At 66.5% G+C, this 23,425-nt stretch carries 21 protein-coding genes and 1 tRNA gene; 12 read left to right on the forward strand and 10 right to left on the reverse strand.

Annotated elements, in window-relative coordinates; translation table 11 throughout:
• Positions 1-54 precede the first annotated feature (54 nt).
• Positions 55-1,272 carry an MFS transporter gene (locus tag FG486_RS06675; protein ID WP_181267005.1) on the forward strand — a complete coding sequence of 406 codons (1,218 nt, stop codon included), beginning with the start codon at positions 55-57 and terminating at the stop codon, positions 1,270-1,272.
• Between the two features lie 65 nt (positions 1,273-1,337).
• Here the strand turns inward: FG486_RS06675 and FG486_RS06680 are convergent, their stop codons facing one another.
• Together FG486_RS06680 and pdeM are read right to left on the reverse strand one after the other, a co-directional pair.
• Positions 1,338-4,112, reverse strand: coding sequence for a TonB-dependent receptor (locus tag FG486_RS06680; protein ID WP_181267006.1), 2,775 nt, complete (start codon positions 4,110-4,112; stop codon positions 1,338-1,340).
• A 152-nt stretch (positions 4,113-4,264) separates the two neighbouring features.
• Positions 4,265-4,945, reverse strand: coding sequence for a ligase-associated DNA damage response endonuclease PdeM (gene pdeM, locus FG486_RS06685; protein ID WP_137775633.1), 681 nt, complete (start codon positions 4,943-4,945; stop codon positions 4,265-4,267).
• Positions 4,946-5,025: 80 nt separating this feature from the next.
• On the opposite strand from pdeM, the gene trhO reads away from it, so the two are divergent.
• On the forward strand, positions 5,026-5,799 hold the full coding sequence (trhO, locus tag FG486_RS06690; RefSeq protein WP_181267007.1) for an oxygen-dependent tRNA uridine(34) hydroxylase TrhO: 774 nt from the start codon (positions 5,026-5,028) through the stop codon (positions 5,797-5,799).
• A gap of 103 nt (positions 5,800-5,902) precedes the next feature.
• Here the strand turns inward: trhO and FG486_RS06695 are convergent, their stop codons facing one another.
• Positions 5,903-7,012 carry a fatty acid desaturase family protein gene (locus tag FG486_RS06695; protein ID WP_181267008.1) on the reverse strand — a complete coding sequence of 370 codons (1,110 nt, stop codon included), beginning with the start codon at positions 7,010-7,012 and terminating at the stop codon, positions 5,903-5,905.
• A 146-nt stretch (positions 7,013-7,158) separates the two neighbouring features.
• Between FG486_RS06695 and FG486_RS06700 the strand changes: the two genes are divergently transcribed.
• The 3 genes from FG486_RS06700 (at position 7,159) to wecB (ending at position 10,919) form a co-directional block, all read left to right on the forward strand.
• On the forward strand, positions 7,159-8,319 hold the full coding sequence (locus tag FG486_RS06700) for a hypothetical protein (RefSeq protein ID WP_066277821.1): 1,161 nt from the start codon (positions 7,159-7,161) through the stop codon (positions 8,317-8,319).
• 141 nt (positions 8,320-8,460) lie between these two features.
• Positions 8,461-9,762 carry a UDP-glucose dehydrogenase family protein gene (locus tag FG486_RS06705; protein WP_066277824.1) on the forward strand — a complete coding sequence of 434 codons (1,302 nt, stop codon included), beginning with the start codon at positions 8,461-8,463 and terminating at the stop codon, positions 9,760-9,762.
• Positions 9,763-9,788: 26 nt separating this feature from the next.
• Positions 9,789-10,919, forward strand: a complete 1,131-nt coding sequence (gene wecB, locus FG486_RS06710; RefSeq protein WP_181267009.1) for a non-hydrolyzing UDP-N-acetylglucosamine 2-epimerase — start codon at positions 9,789-9,791, stop codon at positions 10,917-10,919.
• Here wecB and FG486_RS06715 read toward each other — a convergent pair.
• Positions 10,914-11,699, reverse strand: a complete 786-nt coding sequence (locus FG486_RS06715) for a LytTR family DNA-binding domain-containing protein (RefSeq protein ID WP_241695646.1) — start codon at positions 11,697-11,699, stop codon at positions 10,914-10,916. The two genes, wecB and FG486_RS06715, sit on opposite strands and share 6 nt — an antisense overlap.
• 177 nt (positions 11,700-11,876) lie before the next feature.
• On the opposite strand from FG486_RS06715, the gene FG486_RS06720 reads away from it, so the two are divergent.
• The 3 genes from FG486_RS06720 to asd all read left to right on the forward strand — a co-directional run bounded on the left by FG486_RS06720 (position 11,877) and on the right by asd (position 14,709).
• Positions 11,877-12,338 carry a DUF2141 domain-containing protein gene (locus FG486_RS06720; protein ID WP_181267010.1) on the forward strand — a complete coding sequence of 154 codons (462 nt, stop codon included), beginning with the start codon at positions 11,877-11,879 and terminating at the stop codon, positions 12,336-12,338.
• Positions 12,339-12,350: 12 nt separating this feature from the next.
• Positions 12,351-13,793: a carotenoid oxygenase family protein gene (locus tag FG486_RS06725; RefSeq protein WP_181267011.1), complete on the forward strand. Its 1,443-nt coding sequence runs from the start codon at positions 12,351-12,353 to the stop codon at positions 13,791-13,793.
• A gap of 64 nt (positions 13,794-13,857) precedes the next feature.
• Positions 13,858-14,709, forward strand: coding sequence for an archaetidylserine decarboxylase (asd, locus tag FG486_RS06730; protein WP_181267012.1), 852 nt, complete (start codon positions 13,858-13,860; stop codon positions 14,707-14,709).
• A 32-nt stretch (positions 14,710-14,741) separates the two neighbouring features.
• Here asd and FG486_RS06735 read toward each other — a convergent pair.
• A tRNA-Leu gene (locus FG486_RS06735) sits at positions 14,742-14,828 on the reverse strand.
• A 130-nt stretch (positions 14,829-14,958) separates the two neighbouring features.
• Entirely contained in the window at positions 14,959-15,861 is a 903-nt protein-coding gene (locus FG486_RS06740; RefSeq protein WP_181267013.1) for an MJ0042-type zinc finger domain-containing protein, read from the reverse strand.
• 220 nt (positions 15,862-16,081) lie between these two features.
• On the opposite strand from FG486_RS06740, the gene ftsE reads away from it, so the two are divergent.
• From ftsE to FG486_RS06760, 4 genes are read left to right on the forward strand one after another with little or no spacing between them, the layout of a single operon-like run.
• Positions 16,082-16,843 carry a cell division ATP-binding protein FtsE gene (ftsE, locus tag FG486_RS06745; protein WP_066278017.1) on the forward strand — a complete coding sequence of 254 codons (762 nt, stop codon included), beginning with the start codon at positions 16,082-16,084 and terminating at the stop codon, positions 16,841-16,843.
• Entirely contained in the window at positions 16,843-17,739 is an 897-nt protein-coding gene (locus FG486_RS06750; RefSeq protein WP_181267014.1) for a cell division protein FtsX, read from the forward strand. The genes ftsE and FG486_RS06750 overlap by 1 nt, the downstream gene beginning before the upstream one ends.
• Entirely contained in the window at positions 17,736-18,266 is a 531-nt protein-coding gene (locus FG486_RS06755) for an ElyC/SanA/YdcF family protein (RefSeq protein ID WP_181267015.1), read from the forward strand. The genes FG486_RS06750 and FG486_RS06755 overlap by 4 nt, the downstream gene beginning before the upstream one ends.
• A 2-nt stretch (positions 18,267-18,268) precedes the next feature.
• On the forward strand, positions 18,269-18,982 hold the full coding sequence (locus tag FG486_RS06760; protein WP_181267016.1) for a lysophospholipid acyltransferase family protein: 714 nt from the start codon (positions 18,269-18,271) through the stop codon (positions 18,980-18,982).
• 125 nt (positions 18,983-19,107) lie between these two features.
• Here FG486_RS06760 and FG486_RS06765 read toward each other — a convergent pair whose 3' ends face one another.
• The 4 genes from FG486_RS06765 to mnmG are packed head-to-tail and all read right to left on the reverse strand — an operon-like array spanning position 19,108 to position 23,400.
• Positions 19,108-20,079: a ParB/RepB/Spo0J family partition protein gene (locus FG486_RS06765; protein ID WP_181267017.1), complete on the reverse strand. Its 972-nt coding sequence runs from the start codon at positions 20,077-20,079 to the stop codon at positions 19,108-19,110.
• Positions 20,079-20,864, reverse strand: coding sequence for a ParA family protein (locus FG486_RS06770; RefSeq protein WP_060977939.1), 786 nt, complete (start codon positions 20,862-20,864; stop codon positions 20,079-20,081). Before FG486_RS06770 ends, FG486_RS06765 begins: the two co-directional genes overlap by 1 nt.
• On the reverse strand, positions 20,864-21,553 hold the full coding sequence (gene rsmG / locus FG486_RS06775) for a 16S rRNA (guanine(527)-N(7))-methyltransferase RsmG (protein ID WP_181267018.1): 690 nt from the start codon (positions 21,551-21,553) through the stop codon (positions 20,864-20,866). Before rsmG ends, FG486_RS06770 begins: the two co-directional genes overlap by 1 nt.
• Positions 21,550-23,400, reverse strand: coding sequence for a tRNA uridine-5-carboxymethylaminomethyl(34) synthesis enzyme MnmG (gene mnmG, locus FG486_RS06780; protein WP_181267019.1), 1,851 nt, complete (start codon positions 23,398-23,400; stop codon positions 21,550-21,552). The genes rsmG and mnmG overlap by 4 nt, the downstream gene beginning before the upstream one ends.
• Between the last annotated feature and the right edge of the window lie 25 nt (positions 23,401-23,425).

Here is a 23,425-nt window from a genome sequence, read left to right on the forward strand (position 1 = left end):
ATGCTGGGGGCTGATGCAGCCTGAACGATGCGCTGCCATGGACGCGGGGGCGGCATGATCAATCGCAATTTGCTGGTTCTGGCGTCGATCGTGTTCATCGACATGGCCGGTATCGGCCTGATCGTGCCGGTCATGCCGTCGCTGATCCAGTCGCTGACAGGGCAAGGTCTCGATCATGCCGCGACCTGGGGCGGCTGGCTGCTGTTCACCTATGCCCTGATGCAGTTCCTGTTCGCGCCCGTCATCGGCGGGCTGAGCGACCGGTTCGGGCGCCGTCCGGTGCTGCTGGCGACACTGGCGCTGCTGGGGGTCGACTATGCGCTGATGGCTTTTGCCCCGAGCCTGGCCTGGCTGTTCGCAGGCCGCGCCATCTCGGGCGTGATGGGCGCAAGCTATGCCGCCGCGAACAGCTGCATCGCCGACAGCATTCCGGCAGAGCGGCGCGGGGCGGCGTTCGGCATGCTCGGCGGCGCGGGCGCAGCGGGCTTCGTGCTCGGCCCGGCGATCGGCGGGCTGATCGGCCAGTTCGGCGACCGGCTGCCGTTCGTGGCGGCCGCGCTGCTGTGTGCGGCGGGCACGGTCTTCGGCTGGCTGCGTTTTGCCGAAACGCTCGATCCCGACAAGCGGCGGCGCTTCGATCCGTTCCGCTCCAACCCGCTGGGCATGATCGTGCGCATGGCGCGCATTCCGCTGGTCATCGGCTGCCTGGCTGCGATCTTCCTGATGCAGCTCGCCAGCCAGGCACAGCTATCGGTCTGGGCCTATTATGGCACGGCGAAGTTCCAGTGGACCCCGGCGATGACCGGAATGACGATCGCTTTGTTCGGCGTGATGATCGTGCTCACCCAGGGCGTGCTGTCGGGCAAGGCCATCGCCCGCTTCGGCGCGGTGCGCACCGCGACGATCAGCCTGCTGTTCTCGATCCCCTCGTTTCTGACGCTCGCCTTTGCGCCGAGCACGCCCGTCGTGATCCTGGGGGTGATCATCGGTGCCATCCCGGGCATGTGCTTCCCGGCGATGCAGCAGCTGATGAGCCCCTGCGTGGCCGAGGACGCGCAGGGCGAGTTGCAGGGTGCGATCGCCAGCACGATCAGCCTGACCGCGATCATCGGACCGCCGCTGATGACCTGGGTGTTCGCCGCTTATGCCGATGCCCGGGGCATCTTCTTCCCCGGCGCACCCTTTGTCGTTGCAGCAGGGCTAATGGCGGGCGCGGTGACGGTGCTGACAGTCACGCTCCTTCGCCATGCCGGGCAACCCTCCGCAGCCTGAGCGCAGCAAAAAGCCCCGCCCGCGCGATGCGGACGGGGCTGTTTCGCGTTACCCTAGCAGAGCGATCAGAAGCGGCCGCGCAGGGTGATGCCATAGGTGCGCGGTTCGCCCAGGAAGGCCGAGAAGATCTGGCGTCCACCGGGGAACTGCGGATCGACGAACGGCGCTGCGGTCGTACCGGCCTGGAACGGGCTGTTGAACGCGACCTGGGTGAAGTCCTCGTTGAAAAGGTTCTGCGCCCAGAGCTCGATCGCCCAGGCCTGTTCCGGACCGCGCAGGCCGACGCGTGCGTTGACCACCACGAAGCTCGGCTGTTCCTTTTGCGGGAACAGGTCCGATCCGGTGTTGAAGGCATCGGTCACGCGGGTGTCGAGATAGAGCAGACCCGAAAGGCCGTTATTGCCGATATCCGGCGTCCAGGCCATCGATCCGGTCAGCGTCAGCTCGGGCGCGTTCGACAGGTTGTCGCCGGGCAGCTTGCGCAGCGCCGGATCGAGCGGCGCGCCGTTGCGGTTGCCGATCAGGTTGTTGCGATAGCTGGTATCGGCATAGGTCAGACCGCCATTGACCGTGAAGGTGCGCGACGGACGGATCGAGGCTTCGAGTTCGACACCCTGGGCGACCACGCCATAGGTCACGTCGCCGCGGGCACAGCCGCCGGTCGTGGCGCTGAGATCGCGGTCGGCGCCGGCGAGATCGGTCGAGCAGCCGTTGACCGTCTGAACCAGGAAGACGGTGCCGTTGAAGGTGTTGAGCTGGAAATTCTCGAACTGCTGGCGGAACAGCGCGAGGTTGATGGTCAGCGGACCGCGCGAATATTTCGCGCCCAGTTCGAACGCATCGACGATTTCCTGGTCGAACTGCAGGTTGCGCACCAGCGCCTGGGCGCCGCCGACCGCCGCGAAGGTGGTCACCGGAGCGCCGCCCAGCGGAGCGACGACCGGACCCTTGAGCGCCGAACGGTCGAGGTTGAAGCCGCCTGCCTTGTAGCCGCGCGAATAGCTGCCGTAGAGCAGCAGATCGTCGGTGGGCTTCCACGACAGCACCGCGGTGCCGGTGAACTCGTTCTCGCTGCGACGATCACGGATCGACACCCCGTTGAGCTCTGCGGTCGAGTTGCCCTGGCAGCCCAGGCCGACCAGAGCGCCAGCCAGCGCGCGTGCGGTGGCATTGGGGCTGATCAGATCGTCGGTGAGCGATGCCTGCAGGCGGGTACAGACCGTGTTGTCGTTGCTGAAGGTCGCGTTGAAGCGCTTGCGCTCGTTGGTGTAGCGCAGGCCGACCGTCAGATCGAGATTGTCGGTGATGTGGAAGATATTGTGCGTGAAGAACGCATAGTTGCGGCTGTTCTGGAAATAGCGATCGCTGATCGAGCCCAGATTGTTGAGCGTATCGAGCAGCGCGAAGCCGTTGGCGATATCCGCGCCGGTCTGGCCGCCGCCGGTGGCTGCAGCCAGCGTGGCCGGGCCAACACCGGGTGCGACGCAGCCCGGCGAGGTCGGCGAATACAGGCCGGCCAGACCACCGCCCGAGATGATGCGGCAGGTGGCGAAGCGGCCATACTGGTTGCCGAAGCGCAGATTGTCGCGCACGGTCAGGTCTTCGTCGGCGAAATAGCCGCCGACGAGCCAGTCGAGCTTGCCGTCGAACGCCTCGCCCTGCAGGCGCAGTTCCTGGGTGAAGGTCTTGAACTGGCGGAACTGGGCGTCGGTATTGTCGGCGCGATACAGAATGTCGACCGCGCTGTAATCGGTGTCCGATGCCTGGCTGTTCTTGTAATAGCGATAGCCGGTGATCGAGGTCAGCGTCGCGCCGCCCATGTCCCAGTTCACTTCGAGCGAGAGACCGCCATCCTTGGTCTTGCCGTTATAGGTGCGGCCACGGGTGACGAAGGTGTTGCGGCTGAACGGATCGTTGAACGAACCGATCGGCTGGCCGAGGTCACGCAGCACGTTGATGATGTTGTTGCCCGTGGTCTGGAGCGGCGCGAGGGGGGTCGACGGGTTGTTGAGGTCGCCGATCAGCGGGTTGAAATCGCGGCCCAGATAGACCGCACCGCAGCAGCGCTCGTCGCGATTGGTATAGTCGGCGATGAAGCGGAACGAGACGGTGTCGACCGGCTCCCACAGCAGCTGACCCTTGACGAAATAGCGGTCGCGATTGTTCAGGTCGATATTGTTGTTCACGTCGCGCAGGAAGCCGTCGCGCTTTTCGTACACGCCGTCGAAGCGTGCCGCGAGCGTTTCGCTCAACGGGCCGGTGAGACCGGCCTGCAGGCGGATATTATCGTAATTGCCATAGGTCGCCTCGCCAAAGCCGCCGAATTCGAACTCGGGCTTTTTGGAATAGATCGACAGGATCCCGGCGGAGGCGTTGCGGCCGAACAAGGTGCCCTGCGGACCGCGCAGCACTTCCACCCGGTCGAGCTCGCCCAGTTCGTTGAGACCGATGCCCGAGCGCGAGCGATAGACGCCGTCAATGAACACCGCGACCGAGCTTTCCAGGCCCGGATTGTCACCGACGGTACCGATACCGCGGATACGCGCCGATCCGTTCGCCTCGTTGCCGGTCGACGACACGAGCAGCGACGGGACGACCTGGTTCAGCTGGCGGATGTCGTTGGCGCCGGTATTCTCCAGCGTTTCGGCGTTGACGGCCGACACCGCGACCGGAACGTCGGAGAGCAGCTGCTCGCGGCCCTGGGCCACGACGACGATGGTGTTGCTGTCGTTGACGCCTTCCTGTTCAGCCTCCTGCGCCAGGGCGGGGCTTGCCATGGCCACCAGGCCGGCTGAAAGCATGAGGGACACACGGCTGGCTTTGCCGAAACGCATGGGCATATCTCTCTCCTGATTGTGGTCTCTCTGGCGGTCATTCGCCGCCTTGACGTGAACGTTAGACCAAAATCGGCGGGATTCCAGCGGTTGCGCGGACTTCCCGCAAAAATGCAGAGCGTTGTCGCGAAAACGCAACACCAGTTATGCAAGTGACTTTATCGCCGAAATTCTGCCGTTTTTTGCAAGTCGAAGCGCAACGCCGCGCTTTCCGTAGCGACAAAGGCATGAGGTCCTGCGCCCAGCACGGAAAGAATGGCCGGGTCGTCGGCATCGAGCCCCCCGGTCAATGCCCCGAAGGCGGGCAGGATCAGCCGGTCGGAACAGGCGACGAAACAGGGACGCGAGACCGTCCGCCCTCGCAGCCGCACCCTGAGGCGCGGATGGAAATGGCCCGAAAGTTCGGGCACGCTCCTGCGCGATTCGGCCTTGTGGCGCAGCGCCAGCCCGGCAAGTTCGGCCTCTTCGACCACGCTGCCGCCAAAACCGGTTTCGAGCGCGCTGTCATGGTTGCCGGTGATCCAGTGCAGCGCGACGCGTTGCGCCAGTCGCTCAAGCCGATCGACCAGAGCGGGGTCGAGCCGCGAGGCGCCGTCGCTGTCGTGAAAATTGTCGCCTAGGCACCACAGGCTGGTCGCGCCCGAGGCCTCGAGCGCGCGCTCGAGCCGGTCGAGTGTCGCCGCGCTGTCATAGGGCGGGAGCATCTGCCCCGAACGGGCATACCAGCTCGCCTTTTCGAAATGCAGGTCGGCCACGAACAGCGCCTTTTCGCGCGGCCAGTAGAGCGCGGCGCGATCGACGATGACGAAATCCTGCCCGGCGAACGAAAGGGGAACCATTATCCCGCCATGCCGCAGACATCGGGGTGTTGCAAGCCCGGTGCTTGGCAGACCGTCGCACGCCGATTATGGGGCAGCGCATGACCTTGCCCACCGACTATCCGCTGACCGTCGCGGCGCTCTATCATTTCGCGCCGATCGCGGAGCCTCAGGCCGTGCGCGATGCGCTGCACGCGCTGTGCGAGGGCGAGGCGCTGTGCGGCACGCTGCTGATCGCGCACGAGGGCGTCAACGGCACGCTGGCGGGGCCTGGAGCCGGGATCGCAGCTTTGGTCGATGCCATCCGCGCGATGCCGGGCTTTGCCGCCATCGAGGTCAAATATTCGGGCGCGCATATGCCCCCGTTCAAACGGCTCAAGGTCAAGGTGAAACGCGAGATCGTGACGATGGGCGTGCCCGATATCGATCCGGTGCACGGCCAGGGCGCCTATGTCGAACCCAAGGACTGGAACGCGCTGATCGCCGATCCCGATACGGTGGTGATCGACACGCGCAACAGCTTCGAGTTCGCGCAAGGCACCTTCACGGGCTCGGTCGATCCGGGCACCGAGCGGTTCACCCAGTTTCCCGCCTGGTTCGACGCGCAAGCGGAGGAATTGCGGCAATCGGGCAAGAAGATCGCGATGTTCTGCACCGGCGGCATCCGCTGCGAGAAGGCGACCGCCTATGTCCGCGCGCAGGGCTTTGACGAGGTCTATCACCTCAGGGGCGGCATCCTGAAATATCTGGAACAGGTGCCCGCCGAGCAATCGCTGTTCGAGGGGGGATGCTTCGTCTTCGATGAGCGCGTTGCCCTCGGCCAGGGGCTCGAGCTGCTCGATGTCGAGCGTGCGGTAGCCAAGGGCGGGGAGTAATCCTGCATCCCTTGCACCGTCATTCCCGCGAAAGCGGGAATCCGGCTCCTGCGCTGACGATGAAGGGTGAAGCGAGACCCCGCCTTCGCGGGCGTGACGAAATTCAGCCGCGCGCCCTGCTTCCGAAACTGCTCTTCACCAGCCGCGTCACCAGCCCAGCAAGGCTGCGATAATTCGCCAGCTGGTAGGTCGATTCCACGCCGAGTTCGCGCACCAGGCGGCGGTGCGCCTCGGGCAGCGCGTGATAGGGCACGCCGGGCAGCAGATGGTGCAGCGCGTGGTAGCGCAGTCCCACCGGCGCCCAGAGCTCGGGCAGCAGGCCCGGCGGCGGCACGTTGACGCTGTCGAGATATTGCGCGGTCACGCTCATCGGCTCGTCCTCGTTCTCCCACAGATGCGCGACCAGCGTGCGTATCTGGTTGAGCACCATCGTGCCCGAGACGATGGCGAGACCGATCAGGAAGGCGCGCAGCGGCAGGGTGCCGGTCGCGACCAGCGCGATCAGCGTCATCGCCCAGGCGCTGGCGAGCGTTTCGAGTACTAGCCAGTGCCGGCGCGCCTCGCCCTCGGGCATGACGCGGCGAAAGGCGGGATTGATGACGAGCCCCGAATAGCGCTCGACCACGATGCGGCGCAGCGGCGGGATGATCAGCGAGAGCGGCGACAGCACGCCATAACGGATGATGAGGCCGATCGGGCCCAGGGCCGCGACCAGCACAAACAGCGGCACCGTCCACGGCTTCATCAGCGCGAGTGGCAGATATTCTGGGTCCTTGACCGTGCCATAGCGCAGCCGCTGGTGGTGCAGGTTGTGCACGCCCTCGTACATGAAGCTGGGAATCAGCAGCGGAATGCCGACCAGCGCGTTCCAGCCGGCATTGAATCCGGGAACGGCATCGGGGCGAAGATGCGTCAGTTCGTGAATGAAGCTGCCCGCGCGGTAGAGCGCCAGGATCGCGACCAGCGCGCACAGCAGCGCCAGGCCAACGCCATCGACCAGGATCGCACCGGCAAGCGCGCCATAGCCGACCGTGACCGAGGCGAGCATGTCCGCCCAATAGACACCCGGCTTCGCGGCATTGAGATCGCGCGTCAGCGAAGCCGCAGCGCGGATCATCGCCATGTCGTCGGGCACCTGGCCGCTGGCGCGCGCAAGCGTCGCGCCCTGGGTGGCGCTGCGACCGGAATCGGAAAGGGGGAAACTGCTAGCCATGATGTTCCTGTACTGATCGCCCGCTTAAGCCACGGCAACGTGGCAGCATGATGGCAATATCTGGCCCGCAATTCCTTGACACAGATCATGGCAGAGCGACAAAGGGCACGGCCCTTTGGGGCTTCCATGACGATGAAGGATGAGTTTTGGCGGACCAGCAGCAGATAAGCGTCAGCCCGGTAAACGACAAGGCCGCCCTCAAGGCGTTCGTCGATATCGCCTATGATCTGAATGCCTCCGACCCGGCCTGGGTGCCGCCCCTGCGCGCCGAAGTCTACGAGATGTTCAATCCGGCCAAGAACCCGTTTTATGGCCATGCCACCGTTCAGCCGATGATCGCACGTCGCGGCGGCAAGGTGGTGGGTCGCATTTCGGCGCATATCGATCATCTCGCGCTGACCCAGCCGGTCGATCAGGGCATGGGCCCGGGCACCGGCAATTTCGGCATGTTCGAGGCGGCGGACGAGGCCGTGGCCCGCGCGCTGCTGAACGCCGCCGAGCAATGGCTGCGCGACCAGGGCATGACGCGCGCGCTCGGCCCGCTGAGCCTGTCGATCTGGGACGAGCCGGGGCTGCTCACCTTCGGCCATGACCGCCCGCCGATCATCATGATGGGGCACCACAATGCCGCCTATCAGGGCTGGATCGAGCGCGCCGGCTATACGGTCGCCAAGAAGCTGCTGAGCTATGAATTGCCGATCGTCGAGGGCTTTTCGCCGCTGGTCCAGCGCATCGTCGCCGCCGGGCGCAAGAACGAGCGCATCCGGCTGCGCAAGGTCGACAAGAGCCGGTTCGACGAGGATGCCGCGACGATCCTGGCGATCCTCAACGATGCCTGGGGCGAGAACTGGGGCTTCGTGCCGATCACAGACGAAGAGGTCGCCTATATCGGCAAGAAGCTGCGCCCGCTGGTGCGCGAGGACCTGATCATGATCGCCGAATATGACGGCCGTCCTGTCGCGTTCCTGATGACGCTGCCCGATATCAACACCGTCACCGCACCGCTCAACGGATCGCTCTTCCCGTTCGGCTGGGCCAAGCTGCTCTGGTGGCTGCGCACCTGCCGTTCGCCCAGCGTGCGCGTGCCGTTGATGGGCGTGGTCAAGGACCTGCAGAACACGCGCATGGCCGCACAGCTTGCCTTCATGCTGATCGAGACGATCCGCGTCGAGGCGGTGAAGAATTACGGCACGGTGCGCGGCGAGATCGGCTGGGTGCTCGAAGACAATCAGGGCATGAACGCGATCGCCGATGCGATCGAGAGCAAGGTCAACCGCGAGTATCTGATCTACGAAAAGCCGCTCTGATCGCCTGGCCGCGCTGCCGGGCGTTCAGACCATTGCAACATTCGCGCGTTATGGCGCTCGACCGGCCCGGCGCGGCGGGGATTTGACGCCCCGTTTTCCGCCCACTAGACGACACGCAAACGCTGTGGAGCTTATCCCCCTATGAAGATCGCGATGATTGGTTCGGGCTATGTCGGCCTGGTGTCGGGCGCCTGTTTCGCCGATTTCGGCCATGACGTGGTCTGTGTCGACAAGGATCCGGCCAAGATCGAATCGCTGCTCGCCGGCAAGATGCCGATCTACGAGCCGGGGCTGGAAGGGCTGGTGGCCGCCAATGTGCGCGCTGGCCGCCTGTCCTTTTCGACCGATCTGCCCTCGAGCGTCGCCGATGCCGATGCGGTCTTCATCGCGGTGGGCACGCCCTCGCGCCGCGGCGACGGTTTTGCGGACCTCAGCTATGTGCGCGATGCCGCACGCGAGATCGGCGAATCGATCCGCAAGCGCTGCGTCGTCGTCACCAAGTCGACCGTTCCGGTGGGCACCGGCGACGAGGTCGAGAAGATCATCCGCCAGACCGCGCCGGACGCCGATTTCGAGGTCGTCTCCAACCCCGAATTCCTGCGCGAGGGCGCGGCGATCGGCGATTTCAAGCGGCCCGACCGCATTGTCGTCGGCACCGAGGTCGAATGGGCGCGCGAATACATGCGCGAGATCTACCAACCGCTGTTCCTCAACGAATCGCCGATCCTGTTCGTCTCGCGCCGCACCTCCGAGGTGATCAAGTACGCCGCCAATGCGTTCCTCGCGACCAAGATCACCTTCATCAACGAAATGGCGGATCTGTGCGAGAAGGTCGGCGCGAACGTGCAGGACGTCTCGCGCGGCATCGGCCTCGACGGACGGATCGGATCGAAGTTCCTGCATGCAGGCCCCGGCTATGGCGGCAGCTGCTTCCCCAAGGACACGCTCGCGCTGATGAAGACCGCGCAGGACCATGAGGCGCCGCTGCAGATCGTCGAGGCCGTGGTGCGCGTCAACGACCTGCGCAAGCGCGCGATGGCGCGCAAGGTGATCGCGGCGATGGGCGGCGATGTCGAGGGCAAGCGCATCGCGATGCTGGGCCTGACCTTCAAGCCCAATACCGACGACATGCGCGATGCCCCCGCGATCGTCATCGCCCAGGGGCTGATCGACGCGGGCGCCGAAGTCATCGCCTATGATCCCGAGGGCATGGAGGCAGCCGCCGCGCTGATGCCCGGCGTGACGATGGCCGAAGGCGCCTATCAGGCATTGCAGGACGCCGATTGCGCGGTGATCGTCACCGAATGGGACGTGTTCCGCGCGCTCGCGCTGCCGCGCGTGCTCGCGACGATGCGCGGCAACACGCTGGTCGACCTGCGCAACATCTACAAGCCCGAGCAGATGAAGGCGGCGGGCTTCCATTATGTGAGCGTCGGCCGCTGAGCTGACAGGCGGGGGGAGACAAGGGCATGGCACGGCGGATTGCGGTAATCTTCGGCACGCGGCCCGAAGCGATCAAGCTCTTCCCGGTGGTGGCCGCGCTCCAGGCCGCGCCCGATCTGGAGCCGGCGGTGCTGGTCACCGGCCAGCATCGCGAGATGCTCGACCAGGTGCTGGAAATCGCAGGGCTGGTGCCCGATCATGACCTCGCGCTGATGCAGCCGGGCCAAAGCCTCGACGAGATCAGCGCGCGGCTGCTCACCGGCATCGGCAGCGTGCTCGATGCCGAAAAGCCCGATATGGTGATCGTGCAGGGCGATACCGCGACCGCGATGTGCGGCGCGCTCGCCGCCTATTATCGCAAGATCCCGGTCGCGCATGTCGAGGCCGGCTTGCGCAGCGGGAATATCTATCACCCCTGGCCCGAAGAGGTGAACCGCAAGATCATCGGAACCTTCGCCGACCTGCACTTCGCGCCGACGGGAACCGCGGCCGATGCGCTGCGCCGAGAGGCGGTGGACGAGGCGAAGATTCTGGTCACCGGAAACACGGTGATCGACGCGCTCCACTGGGTGACCGGAAAGCTCGCCGCCGATCCCGGCCGGGCAGGCCTGCTCGCGCCCGTAGAGGCGCGCTTTGCGGGCAAGCGGATCATCGGCGTCACGACGCACCGGCGCGAGAATTTCGGCAGCGGCATGGACGACATCGCGCACGCCATCCGCGATCTGGCCGCGCGCGACGATGTCGCGATCATCTTCCCGGTGCATCTCAATCCGCAGGTGCGTGCCGCGATGTTGCCGATCCTGGGCGGGCTGGACAATGTCGCGCTGCTCGAACCGCTCGACTATCTCAACTTCACCCGGCTGCTGCAGATTGCCGAGCTGATGCTGACCGATAGCGGCGGCGTGCAGGAAGAGGCGCCAGCGCTCGGCAAGCCCGTGCTGGTGATGCGCGACACCACCGAGCGGCCCGAGGGCGTCGCAGCAGGCACGGCGAAGCTGGTCGGCACCGACCGCGCGACGATCATCGCCGAAGCGACCCGGCTGCTCGACGATGCACAAGCCTATGCCGCGATGGCCCAGGCGCACAACCCGTTCGGCGACGGCAAGAGCTCAGGCAGGATCGCCGGAGCGATATCGGACTGGTTCGCCCGGCTATAACCAGCCCTGGCTGCGCAGCACCGGCTGCATCGCCCGGCTGACGGGCGCGCTGATGTCGCCGGGCAGCGCCAGTTCCATCCGGCCCGATTGCTGGCGCACCGCCTGCACCGCATCGCGCGCAACCCACCAGCTGCGATGCACCCGCGCGCCTGCCGAATCGTCGAGCAGCGCACAGGCATCGGCCATGCGCATCAGCACCAGATCGCTGCCCAGATCGGTGTGCACGCGCAGATAATGGTCCTCCGCCTCGATCGCGAGCAGCCGCCCGGCGCGCAACCGGTGCGGCAGCTTCTCGGCGAGCAGCGGCGGAAGTGCGGAGCGATCGGTCACAGGGGATTCGGCAGAGGTCGGTTTGGGCGCAGGCTCGGGCACAGGCTGCGGCATGGGCACGACCGCCGCCTGGGCGACCTGGTGTCCAGTCGCAAGATAGTTGATCGTGGTGAGCACCACCGAGATGAGCAGTACCGCCAGCCAGAATTCGAGCACCACCATCGGTGTGATCAGACCGATGCCGAAGAACAACGCGCTGACCACGATGACGACGAAACTGTGCGGGAGCGACACCAGCAGCGCGACCAGCCCCGCCTCCGCCCAGCGGTGCGCCGCGAGGCCGCCCCAGCCGCGCACCAGCGCATTGACCCCCAGGCCGAGCAGCGATCCGGGCAAAATCACCGCTGCCCAATAGGCGAAACGCTGAACGAAGGGCGCGGCCTGCGTGCCCATCGCACCCAGATAGGCGAGCACCGCTGCGGCAATCATGCCGATGACAAGTCCCCGCAATGCCTGGCTTTTCGCATCCCAGGCATTTCGCGAAGCGTGAACGGCAGGGGGTGACAACTCACGCATCAGGGCGGGCAACTCGCGTAACCGGACAGGACAGCCGGGTCTACCTGCGCCAGGGTGAGGGGGTCAAGCATGGCCCCGTCGTCATCGCAACCCATCAGGAGAACCAGACCCATGAAAGCCCTGTATCTCGCCACCACGCTCGCGCTTGCCACTGCCGGAAGCGGCATCGCCTGGGCGCAGAACGCCGCCGCCGCGACCACCCCCGCACCCGATGCCTCGCTGACCGTCACCTTCGAGCAGATCGAGATGCCCGAGGGCCAGATCCTGCTCAGCCTGTATGACAATGAGGCCGCGCACGATGCGGGCGGCAAGCCGGTGCGCGCCGCGATGGCCAAGGTGGAAGGCAAGACCGTCTCGGTCGTTTTCGAGGGCCTGGCCCCCGGCCGTTATGCGATCAAGGCGTTTCACGATGTCGATGGCGACGGCAAGATGAAGACCAACCCCTTCGGCATGCCGCTCGAACCCTTTGCCTTTTCGAACAACGCCAAGCCCGTGGGCGGACCTGCGCGCTGGGAAGCGGCAAGCTTCGATGTGCCCGTCGGCGCCTCCGAAACCCGCATCGCGATCCAGTAAGGGCACGATCTCATGAACCGTCGTGATCTGCTGATCGGTGGGGGCCTGGCCGCGCTCGGCACCCTGGTCCCCGCCACCGCCCGCGCCGCCGCCGCCGCCGCCGCTGCCGCCGCCAAGCCCGACTGGACTTTGGGCGTCACTGACATCCTGGAAGACATCGCCCCGCGCAGCCTTCGCCGCATCCACGGCCGCGCGCCCGATCTGGGCGGCACGCTCTACCGCAACGGCCCGGCGCGCTTCCGCCGCGGCGACAGCGCCTCGGGCCACTGGTTCGACGGCGACGGACTGATCCGCGCCTGGCAGGTGCGCGGCAACGAGGCACGGCTGGCGGCGCGCTTCGTCGACACGCCCAAGCGGCGGCTCGAGGAAAAGCTCGGCCGCATCGTCCAGCCGGGCTTCGGCACGCTCGAGCAGCCCGGCGCGATCGTCGGCAGCTCGGATGATACCAATGCCGCCAACACGCATGTGATCAAGGCTGGCAACCGCCTGCTGGCGCTCTGGGAGGCAGGCTCTGCCACCGCGCTCGATCCGGCCAGCCTCGAGACGCAGGGCCAGGTCACCTTTCGCGACGACCTGAAGCACATGCCGTTCCTCGCGCATCCGCGCATCGAGCCCGATGGCCGCATCTGGAACATAGGATCGGGCGGGGCGGCGGTCTATGTCTGGCGGCTGTCGAAGGACGGCATGTTCGAGGCGGGCGAGGCGGTCAAGCTGCCGATGGCGAGCTATATCCATGATTTTACCGCGACCGCGCGCCATCTGGTGATCCTGTGCCAGCCCTGGATCGCAGGCGCGATGAAGCTGCCCTTCTCGAAGAGCCTGACCTGGCAGCCCGAGCTGGGATCGAAGGTGCTGGTGCTCGACAAGGACGACCTGTCGAAGCGCCGCGTTTACGATCTGCCGCCGCTCTCCTTCTTCCATCTCGGCGATGCCTGGGAAGAGAAGGACGGGACGATCCGTTTCGACGGCTGCTTCCACAAGGACGTGACCTTCGCGGTCGAAGGCGCGCCGGGGCTGGTCGAGGGACGCTATGTGCATGCCGAAAGGCCCGAGCTCAACCTGGTCGCGCTGCACCCCGATGGCCGCGCCACGCTGACGCCCGCCGGCATCACCGCCGAATTCCCGCGCAGCGCGCCCGAGCTCGCCGGATTGCCCCGATCGGCGACGGTGCATGTCGGCGGCTATACCGGCGACCGGCCGTTCGCGCGCAGCGTCGGCAGCTGGGACTGGACCAGCGGACGCCATGACAGCTTCGATTTCGGCGCACGCCATCTGGTCGAGGAATTCGTCCCCGCCGGACCGCATCACCTGATCGGCACCACGCTCAACCTCGACGCCAGGGCCACCGAGCTGCACCTGTTCGACGCGCGCCGCATCTCGGATGGCCCGGTGACGAGCTGGCGCAGCGACGTCGCGCTGCCGGTCAGCTTCCATGGCAGCTGGGTCAGCGCCTGACGGGTGCGACCAAAGGCGGGTCAAGCCACTGGTCGCGTCGCGATGCGTGCGTTAGAGCAGGGAAATGTCCTCTGCCTTCATTGCGCTCCAGCATCTCGTACCGCAGCACGCGCTGACCCGTCTCGCCGGACGGCTGGCGGCGAGCGAGAGCCCCTGGCTGCGCGACCGGATGATCCGCCGCTTCGCCGCCGCCTATGATGTCGACATGGGCGAGGCGGCGCGCGGCTTCGGCCAGTTTTCCAGCTTCAACGACTTCTTCACCCGCGAGCTCAAGCCCGGAGCGCGTCCGCTGGCCGATGCCGAGCGTTTCATCCTCAGCCCCGCCGACGGCGCGGTCAGCCAGGCGGGCCCGATCCGCGACGGGCGCATCATTCAGGCCAAGGGGCGCGACTACAGCGTCGAGGAGCTGCTCGGCGGCCAGGGCGGCGACGCGCACCGGTTCGATGGCGGGCAGTTCGTCACCATCTATCTCAGCCCGCGCGACTACCACCGCGTGCACATGCCCGCCGCCGGCACGCTGCAATCGACCGTGTACCTTCCCGGCAAGCTGTTCTCGGTCAATCCGGGCACCGCTGCTGGGGTCGACCGGCTGTTCGCGCGCAACGAGCGGCTCGCATGCCTGTTCGACGGACCCGACGGGATGTTCGCCAGCGTGATGGTCGGCGCGATGATCGTCGCAGGGATCGACACGGTCTGGCCGCACCGCTTTGCCGACCATGAAACCGCACCGGTCGCCGAGGAGTTCACCGGCAGCACCCACAGCTTCGCAGCAGGCGACGAGATGGGCCGCTTCTATCTGGGATCGACCGTGGTGCTGCTATTCGAGCCGGGCCGTGTCGCCTGGCACGATGCGCTTCAGCCCGGCGCGCCCTTGCGCATGGGCCAGGCGATCGGGCAGCGGTTGTCGGGGATCTGAGGGGCCGCCCGGGCGGCGGGCCCCTGGATGACTGGTGCGGTCAAGAAGACTCGAACTTCCACGGGCTTTCGCCCACAACGACCTCAACGTTGCGCGTCTACCAATTCCGCCATGACCGCACAGTCCAGCAATTCGCGGGGATTTCGGCTGTTTCGACGGCCCTGCCCGCGTGGCAGGCCGCGCCATTAGCAAAGCGTAACGCCCATAGCAACAAGGGAATCTCGTGTGCCTGTCAGGCAGCGCGTGCGATCAGTTGCGCTTGGCCCAGGCGATCTCGGCCGAGGTGGCAGAGCGCGGAACGTCGACCATCGCCTGGCGGAAATCGGCCGACTGGCCGGGCTCCAGCTTCTCGACCGGCGGGTTGATGATCCAGTTGAACACCACCCGGTCCTGCGCATCGCGCAGCACCACCAGCATCGGCGGCACGTTCTGCGCGCGCTGGCTCAGATTCCGGATCGTGCCCGACGCACTGAAATATTCGGTGCCGTTGGGCAGCGTGCGCCGTTCCTGCTTCTTGGGCGGGAAATCGATCACCAGATCGGGCTCCACCTCGGCAAAGGGCAGGCTGTAATCGGCGATGAAGCCTGGCAGGCCGAAGGTCTGGATCGCGACGGCCGCGCCCGATGCGAGCAGCGCAAAGGCGACCGCGCCGATCATCCACAGCTTGGCCGGGTTGCGGCGCGGGCGGAAGGGCGGTTCGTGGCTGAAGCTGCTCGGCCGATCGGCGAGCGCATCATCGGCATAGCTCGCCACGATCGGACGGTCGACCGGAGGAACCGGCCGGGGCAATGGCGGCAACTCGGGTTCCGGCTCGCGCGCGGATTCGGGCTCGACCGGCACCGGCGCGACCATCGGCGGCTCCGGGCTAGCTGCCGGCGGCGGCGCAGGCACTGGGGCAGCAGGTCTCGGCTCGGATTCAACCGGCGCTGCTGCCGAAGCGGCTGGTGCTGCCGGTTCCGCGACCGGCGGAGGTGTGGGCGTGGGCGCAGGCTGCACTGCCGGGTCGGCGACCGACTCCGGCGCGGGAATGTCGGGACCATGCTGGAACCAGCTATGCCCGCACTTGGCGCAACGCACCGATCGTCCATCGATACCGATGGCGCTGTCGGGAACCGCATAGCGGGTGTTGCACGCAGGGCACGCAATAATCATGGCGTTTCTAACCATGATGGGCGAATCGCCGCAAGGGGCTTGGACCGCCTGCAAAGGTGGTCACCCCATGTTTTCCACTGCTGATTGCGCGCAAGGGCGGTTTTTCAATGGCTTGACGCCATGGCAGCGGGATTTGGCAGTGCGGGTGACGTGAGGGTGCGCATTCCCATTGCCTGTTTGGGCCGCGCCGCGCTATCGCCGCTGCATGAGCGCCCCGCAGATGGCCCCTTCGGTCGAAAGCATCGTCCAGTTCGAGAATGTGGGGCTGCGCTATGGCACCGGGCCCGAGGCGCTGATCGACCTCTCGTTCACGCTGTTCTCGGGCCAGTTCTATTTCCTCACCGGACCGTCGGGCGCGGGCAAGTCCTCGCTGCTCAAGCTGCTCTATCTGGCGCAGCGGCCTAGCCGCGGCATGATCCGGCTGTTCGGCAGCGACCTCATGACGCTGGCGCGCGACCGGTTGCCGGGCTTTCGCCGCCGCATCGGCGTCGTCTTCCAGGATTTCCGGCTGGTGCCGCACCTGTCCGCGTTCGACAATATCGCGCTGCCGCTGCGCATCGCGGGGATGCGCGATGCCGATATCGCGACGCCCGTACGCGAAATCCTCGACTGGGTGGGATTGAGCGCACGCGGCGATGCCCTGCCCGCGACGCTTTCGGGCGGCGAGCAGCAGCGCGTCGCGATCGCGCGCGCGGTCATCACCCGGCCCGACATTCTCGTCGCCGACGAACCCACGGGCAATGTCGATCCCGATATGGCGGTCAAGCTGCTGCGGCTGTTCGAGGCGCTCAATCGCATGGGCACCACGATCATCGTCGCGACGCACGACGTGCACCTGATGACGCGGATCAAGCGCGCGCAGATGATGCGGCTGGAAGGCGGGCGCCTGTCCGACCCCACCGGCGCACTGCGCTATCCGCCGCGCCCGTCCGACATGACCGGCTGGGCCGACATGCCCGGCAAGCCCGGCGAGACACGCTGATGCTCGGCGCGCTCTTCCCCACCGGCCATGACCGGCGGCTGATCCCGCAGGCGCGGCTAACCGGGCCGATGCCCTGGGTGATCGCGGTGATGCTGTTCCTGACGCTGCTCGCGGCCGCCGCCGCGCTGGCGCTGGGCAGCGCGGCGCGGCAGGTCAATGCCGATCTGGCCGGGCGCGCGACGGTGCAGATCGTCAATGCCGATGCCGAGGCGCGGCAGAAACAGGCACTGGCGGCCGAGGCGCTGCTGCGCTCCGACCGGGCGATTGCCGGGGTCACCCAGGTGAGCGAGGCCGAGGTTCGCGCGCTGCTGACGCCATGGCTGGGCAGCGGCGCGGTCAACCGCGATATTCCCCTGCCCGCGCTGATCGATGTCGATTTTCGCGCCGAGGCCGATGGTGCCACGCTGACCCGGCTGCGCCGCGCGATGAGGTCCGTCGCGCCCGATGCGCGGATCGATGCGCATGGCCAGTGGCTGAAACCGGTGTTCGATCTGATCGGGACGCTGCGCTGGCTGGCGATCGCGCTGGTCGCGCTGCTCGCGCTCGCCACCACCGCTTCGGTCATGCTCTCGGCCCGCAGCAGCTTTGCCGCGCATTCCGAGACGATCGACATCATGCACCTGCTCGGCAGCACACATCAGCAGATCGCGCGGCTGTTCCAGCGTCGCATCGCGCTCGATGCCGCCATGGGGGCGCTGATCGGCTGCCTGCTTGCCGCGCCGGTGCTCTGGATGCTTGGGCGCGCCGCCGCCAGGCTCGATTCGGGGCTGATTTCTGCCGGATCGTTCGGCCCGATCGACTGGCTGCAGCTTGCAACTGTGCCGATAGCGGGTATTGCGCTCGCTGTGTTCACCGCGCGGGTGACGGTGCTCGGCGCGCTCAGGAAGAAGCTGTGATCGTTCGCCTGTTGTCATCGGTGCTGCTGGCCTGGATCCTGGGCTTTGCCTGGTTCGCGATCCTGCTGCCCCAGCCATTGGGCGACCAGCAGACCGACGCCGTCGTCGTGCCGACCGGCGGCCCGCTGCGCATTGATCGCGGGCTGGAGGCGCTGCGCAACAAATGGGCCGAGCGCATGCTGATTTCGGGCGTCGACCGCGATGTTCGTCCGGCAGAGCTCAGCGCGCGCTTTCCCGGATCGGTGGCGCTATTCGACTGCTGCGTGGACCTCGGCTTTCGCGCCTATGACACGCGCTCGAATGGGCTGGAGACCGCACGCTGGGCCAAGCAGCGCAAGGTCAAATCGGTTCGGCTGGTCACCACCGACTGGCACATGCGCCGCGCCGAATACGAGCTGCACCGCGCGCTGCCCGACGATATCGCCATCTATCCCGATGCGGTCGCGAGCAAGCCCAGCCTGATGACGCTGTGGCGCGAATATAACAAGCTGGTGCTGCGCGTCATCGCCGGGCTGTTCGGGGTTTGATCATGGCACGCACGCTGCTGGCGATCCTCCGGTCGATCCTGTTCACCATCGCCTTTTACGGCGGATCGGTGTTCATCGTCATCATCGCCTTCATCATCCTGCCCTTCTCACGCCACCGGCTGCAGAGCATGGCGCGCGGCTGGGGCATGTATCATTATTGCTGCGCCCGGACGTTTCTGGGTATCCGCGTGCGCATCGAAGGGCCGATACCGCAGGGCCAGGTGCTCTATGCCATCAAGCACGAGAGCTTTTTCGAGACGATCGAACTGCTGCGCATCTTCAACCGGCCGGCCGTCGTCGCCAAGATCGAGCTGTCGCGCATTCCGCTATGGAGCCATATCGCGCGAACCTATGGCATGATCTTCATCGATCGGGCGGGCGGCGCGGTGGCGCTGCGCAACATGATGGCAGAGGTGCGCCGTTTCGTCGCCGAAGGGCGATCGATCGTGATCTATCCCGAAGGCACCAGCACCCCGCCAGGCGAGCAGCCGCCGCTCCAGGCGGGCTTTGCCGGGCTGTACAAGCTCGCCAAGCTGCCGGTGGTGCCGATCGCGCTGGCGAGCGGGCATCTCTATCCCCGGCGCGGCTTCATCAAACGCCCCGGCGTAATCATCTACAAGTTCGGCGAGATGATTCCTGCAGGGCTTTCGCGCGAGGAGATCGAGGCGCGGGTGCACACGGCGATCAACGAGCTGAATGTGGTCGAGCGGGGCTGAAGGTTCTTCCCCTGCCCCTTTCCATCGTCACACCCGCGCAGGCGGGGGTCCCGCTGCCTTGAACGTTCGCACTTGAAGCGGGATTCCCGCGTTCGCGGGAATGACAGCTTAAATATTTGTAATAATTAAATAATCTCACCCGAGAGGCGCTGGCATATCAGGTCGAGCTGGTCGAGATTGCCATAGCGGATGGTGACGCTGCCGCTGCGCTGGTTCGCCTCGCTGCTGATCTTGACCTTCAGGCCGAGCAGGTCTTCCAGATGCCGCTCGACCGCCTCGATATCGGCATTGCTCGCCGGATCGCCCGCTCCGCCAGAACGCACCTTGCCGCCCGACTTGCCGCCCGCATCGCTGCGCGCACGGCGCACCAGTTTCTCGACCTCGCGCACCGAAAGCCCGCGATCGACCACTTCCGCCGCGATGGTCTCGGCATCGGGCACGTTGATCAGCGCGCGGGCATGGCCCATGCTCAGGCTCTTGTCGGCGACCATCTTGAGCACCGGCTGCGGCAACGCGAGCAGGCGCATCAGGTTTGCGATATGGCTGCGCGACTTGTCGACCATCCGCGCGACCTCGACCGGGGTATAGCCCTGATCGCCGACCAGCCGCTGATAGGCTTCGGCCTCTTCTACGGGATTGAGGTCCTCGCGCTGGATGTTCTCGATCAGCGCCAGTGCCAGCGTATCGGGATCGCTGAGCTCGCGGACGATCGCCGGGATCTCGTGCAGCCGGGCGCGCTGCGCCGCGCGCCAGCGGCGTTCGCCCGCGACCAGCTCGTAGCCCCCGCCCTTGCGCGGGCGGACGATGACCGGCTGGATCACCCCGCGCTGCGCGATCGAGCGCGCGAGATCGTCGAGCGCTTCCTCGTCGAAATAGCGGCGCGGCTGGCCGGGGTGCGGGCGGATATCGGCCAGCGGCAGCGTGCGCAGGCCGGTAGCAGAACCGGGCTGTCCCTCGCCGCCCTCGTCGCGCCGCACCAGCGGCTCCTCGCGCCCGACTTCGCCGAGCAGCGCATTGAGGCCCCGCCCCAGCCCGCTCGGCCGCTTGCGTCCCAGCGCCTTGGCGATATCGGGCAGACCGCTATTGTCTTCGGCCATCAGGCTGCTTCCTCTTCCATGCGCGGCATGCGGGTGATGAATTCGCGTGCGAGCGCGATATAGGCTTCCGATCCGACGCAGCGGTGGTCGTAGATCAGCGCCGGCATGCCATGGCTCGGCGCTTCGGACAGCCGCACATTGCGCGGGATGACGGTATCGAAGACCAGCCGCCCAAGCACCGCGCGCACGTCGTCCGATACCTGATCGGTCAACCGGTTGCGGCGATCGTACATGGTCAGCACCACGCCGATGATCGACAAGTCCGGATTGAACCGCTGCTGCACCCGTTCGACCGTCTGCAGCAGCTGGCTCAGTCCTTCGAGCGCGAAGAACTCGCACTGCAGCGGGACCAGCACCTGATCGGTGGCGACCAGCGCGTTCAGCGTCAGCAGACCAAGCGAGGGCGGACAATCGATCAGGCATACCTGCCAGCGATCTTCGGGCGCGTTGTCCATCGCCGCCTTCAGCCGGTGCGTGCGCATTTCCAGATCGACCATCTCGATCTCGGCACCCGACAGATCGACCGTTGCCGGAATCACGTCGAGCCCGGGAATCTGCGTCGGGACGCAGCATTGGACCAGCGAGCTTTCGTTGGTGAGCAGATCATAGCTCGAATATTCGCGATCATTGCGCGCGATGCCCAGCCCGGTCGAGGCATTGCCCTGCGGGTCGAGATCGATCAGCAGCACCGACAGACCCGTCGCCGCCAGCGCCGTCGCCAGGTTGATCGCGGTCGTGGTCTTGCCCACCCCGCCCTTCTGATTCGCGACCGCAATGCGGATCATCACTTGCTCCTGTGTCTGCGCTCGGTCTTGCGGCGCGGCGCCTTCGGGCTGGCCAGCGGTGCCGCGCGTCCGGTTCCGACGAGAATCGCGGCGTCGGCATCGGTGAGGCTCTGTTCCACGTGGAACAGTTTCTGCCACGGCGCGGCGATGCTTTCCAGTTCCGCGCGCGCATTGCGTCCCTTTGGCAGCAACCAGCGCGTCTTTTCTGTGGAAAAGCGCCCTGCGCCTTCCAGCAGACGCGGCAGCGGTGCAAACGCACGCGCGGAAATATAATCAGCGGCGAAGCCCTCGACCTTGTCGAGCGCGCTGCCCGCGACTTCGACCCTGCCCCTCAACCCGAACCGATCGATGGCCCTGTCGAGATAGGCGATACGCAAGGCCCGCGATTCGACCAGCGTCACCCGGCACGGCGCGAGCAGTGCAATGACCAGTCCTGGAAAGCCGGCGCCGCTACCCAGATCGACCCAATGCTCATCCGGCTGCGGCTCGACAAAGCGCAGCAGCTGCGCGCTGTCGGCGATGTGCCGCTGCCACATCGAAGCGAGCGTGGCAGCAGAGACAAGGTTCTGGTGCCGCGCCTCGTCCGCGACGAAGGCGGCGAGCGCCTCGAGTCGGTCCTTTGTTTCACGTGAAACACCGGGCAGCGCGGCGACCCAGGCGCGCGCATCTTCCTCGCTATGCAGGATCATGCGGCGCGCTTGCGGGCGTGCACGAGAATGGCAGCCAGAGCCGCAGGCGTGACACCGCGAACGCGCCCCGCCTCCGCCAGCGTTTCGGGCCGGGCGAAATCGAGCCGCTCGACCATCTCGTTCGAAAGCCCGGTGATCGCGCGATAATCGATATCCGCACCCAGCAGCACCTTCTGGTTCGCGCGAAGATCGCGCAGCTCGGCATCCTGCCGCGCGAGATAGGGCGCGTAGACCGCATCCTCCTCGATCTCGGCACGGAGGTCTTTCGGCAACTGCGCCATAGATTCGGGCAGCAGCGGGGTGAGGGAAGCCAGATCGATCGCGGGAAAACGCAGCCAGTCGTACAGGCTCTGGCGGCTGCCATCGGCTTTTACCGGCAGACCGAGCGCCGCGAGCTCGGTGCAGCTCGCCTGGCGCTCGAGCGCCGAAAGCGCGGCGGCCTTGTCCGACTGGCGCTGCTCGAACCAGCGCTGGCGCTCCTGCCCCACCGCTCCGTTCGCAATGGCCATGGCGGTCAACCGATCGCTGGCATTGTTGGCGCGCAGCCTCAACCGATATTCGGCGCGCGCGGTGAGCATGCGATAGGGCTCGGTGACGCCCTGCAGCACCAGGTCGTCGATCATGACCGCGAGATAGCTGCTCGCGCGATCGGGCAGCGCGATGTCGCGTTCGAGCACCGCGCCCGCAGCCGCCATGCCGGCGACCAAGCCTTGTGCCGCGGCTTCCTCGTATCCCGTGGTGCCGTTGATCTGGCCCGCGCAATAGAGGCCTGGGATCGCACGCACTTCGAGCCGATGGTCGAGCGCGCGCGGATCGATATGGTCATACTCGACCGCATAGCCCGGCACCACGATTTCGGCGCGCTCGAGCCCCGCCATGCTGCGCACAAGGGCGAGCTGCACATCGGTGGGCAGCGAGGTCGAGATGCCGTTGGGATAGACCAGATGCGTGTCCAGCCCCTCGGGCTCGAGAAACACCTGGTGCCCGTCGCGATCGCCGAAGCGGTGAATCTTGTCCTCGATCGAGGGGCAGTAGCGCGGTCCCTGAGCCCCGATCGCGCCGCTGAACAGCGGCGAGCGGTCGAGATTCGCGCGGATGATATCGTGCGTCTGCTGGCTCGTCCGCGTGATCGCGCAGAACACCTGCGGCACCGTGCGCCCGTCGCTCAGCGGCGACATGGTCCAGGCCTCGCCATCGCTCGGTTGTTCGTCGAGCTGCGCCCAGTCGATCGTGCGACCGTCGATGCGCGGCGGTGTGCCGGTCTTGAGCCGCGCCATCGGCAGATCGGCCGCGCGGAGCTGTTGCGCCAGCAGGCTCGCGCCGGGTTCGCCAATTCGGCCGCCCTCGAGCCGTTCTTCGCCGCGGAACAGCCGGCCTCCCAGAAAGGTCCCGGTCGCCAGCACCACGGCGCGCGCGGCAATCGCGCTACCATCAGCAAGATCGACGCCCGCCACCCGGCCCTGCTCAAGCCGCAGCGCCGCAACCTCGCCCTCGACGATCGACAGGTTGCGCTGTGCGGCCAGCATGGTCTGGATCGCGGCCTTGTACAGCTTGCGATCCGCCTGGACGCGCGGGCCCTGCACCGCGCTACCCTTCGAGCTGTTGAGCATGCGATAATGGATCGCGGCCTGGTCCGCCGCCCGCGCGATCAGTCCGTCAAAGGCATCGACCTCGCGCACCAGATGGCCCTTGCCGAGCCCGCCGATCGCCGGATTGCACGACATCGCGCCGATCGCTTCGCGCGTGAAGCTGACCAGTGCGACACGCGCGCCCATGCGTGCGGCGACGGCCGCCGCCTCGCACCCGGCATGACCGCCGCCGACCACCAGAACATCAAATTGCTGCATGGAGCGCCGCATACAGCAAATGCAG

Source organism: Blastomonas ursincola, assembly GCF_013607875.1.
Lineage (GTDB): Bacteria > Pseudomonadota > Alphaproteobacteria > Sphingomonadales > Sphingomonadaceae > Blastomonas > Blastomonas ursincola.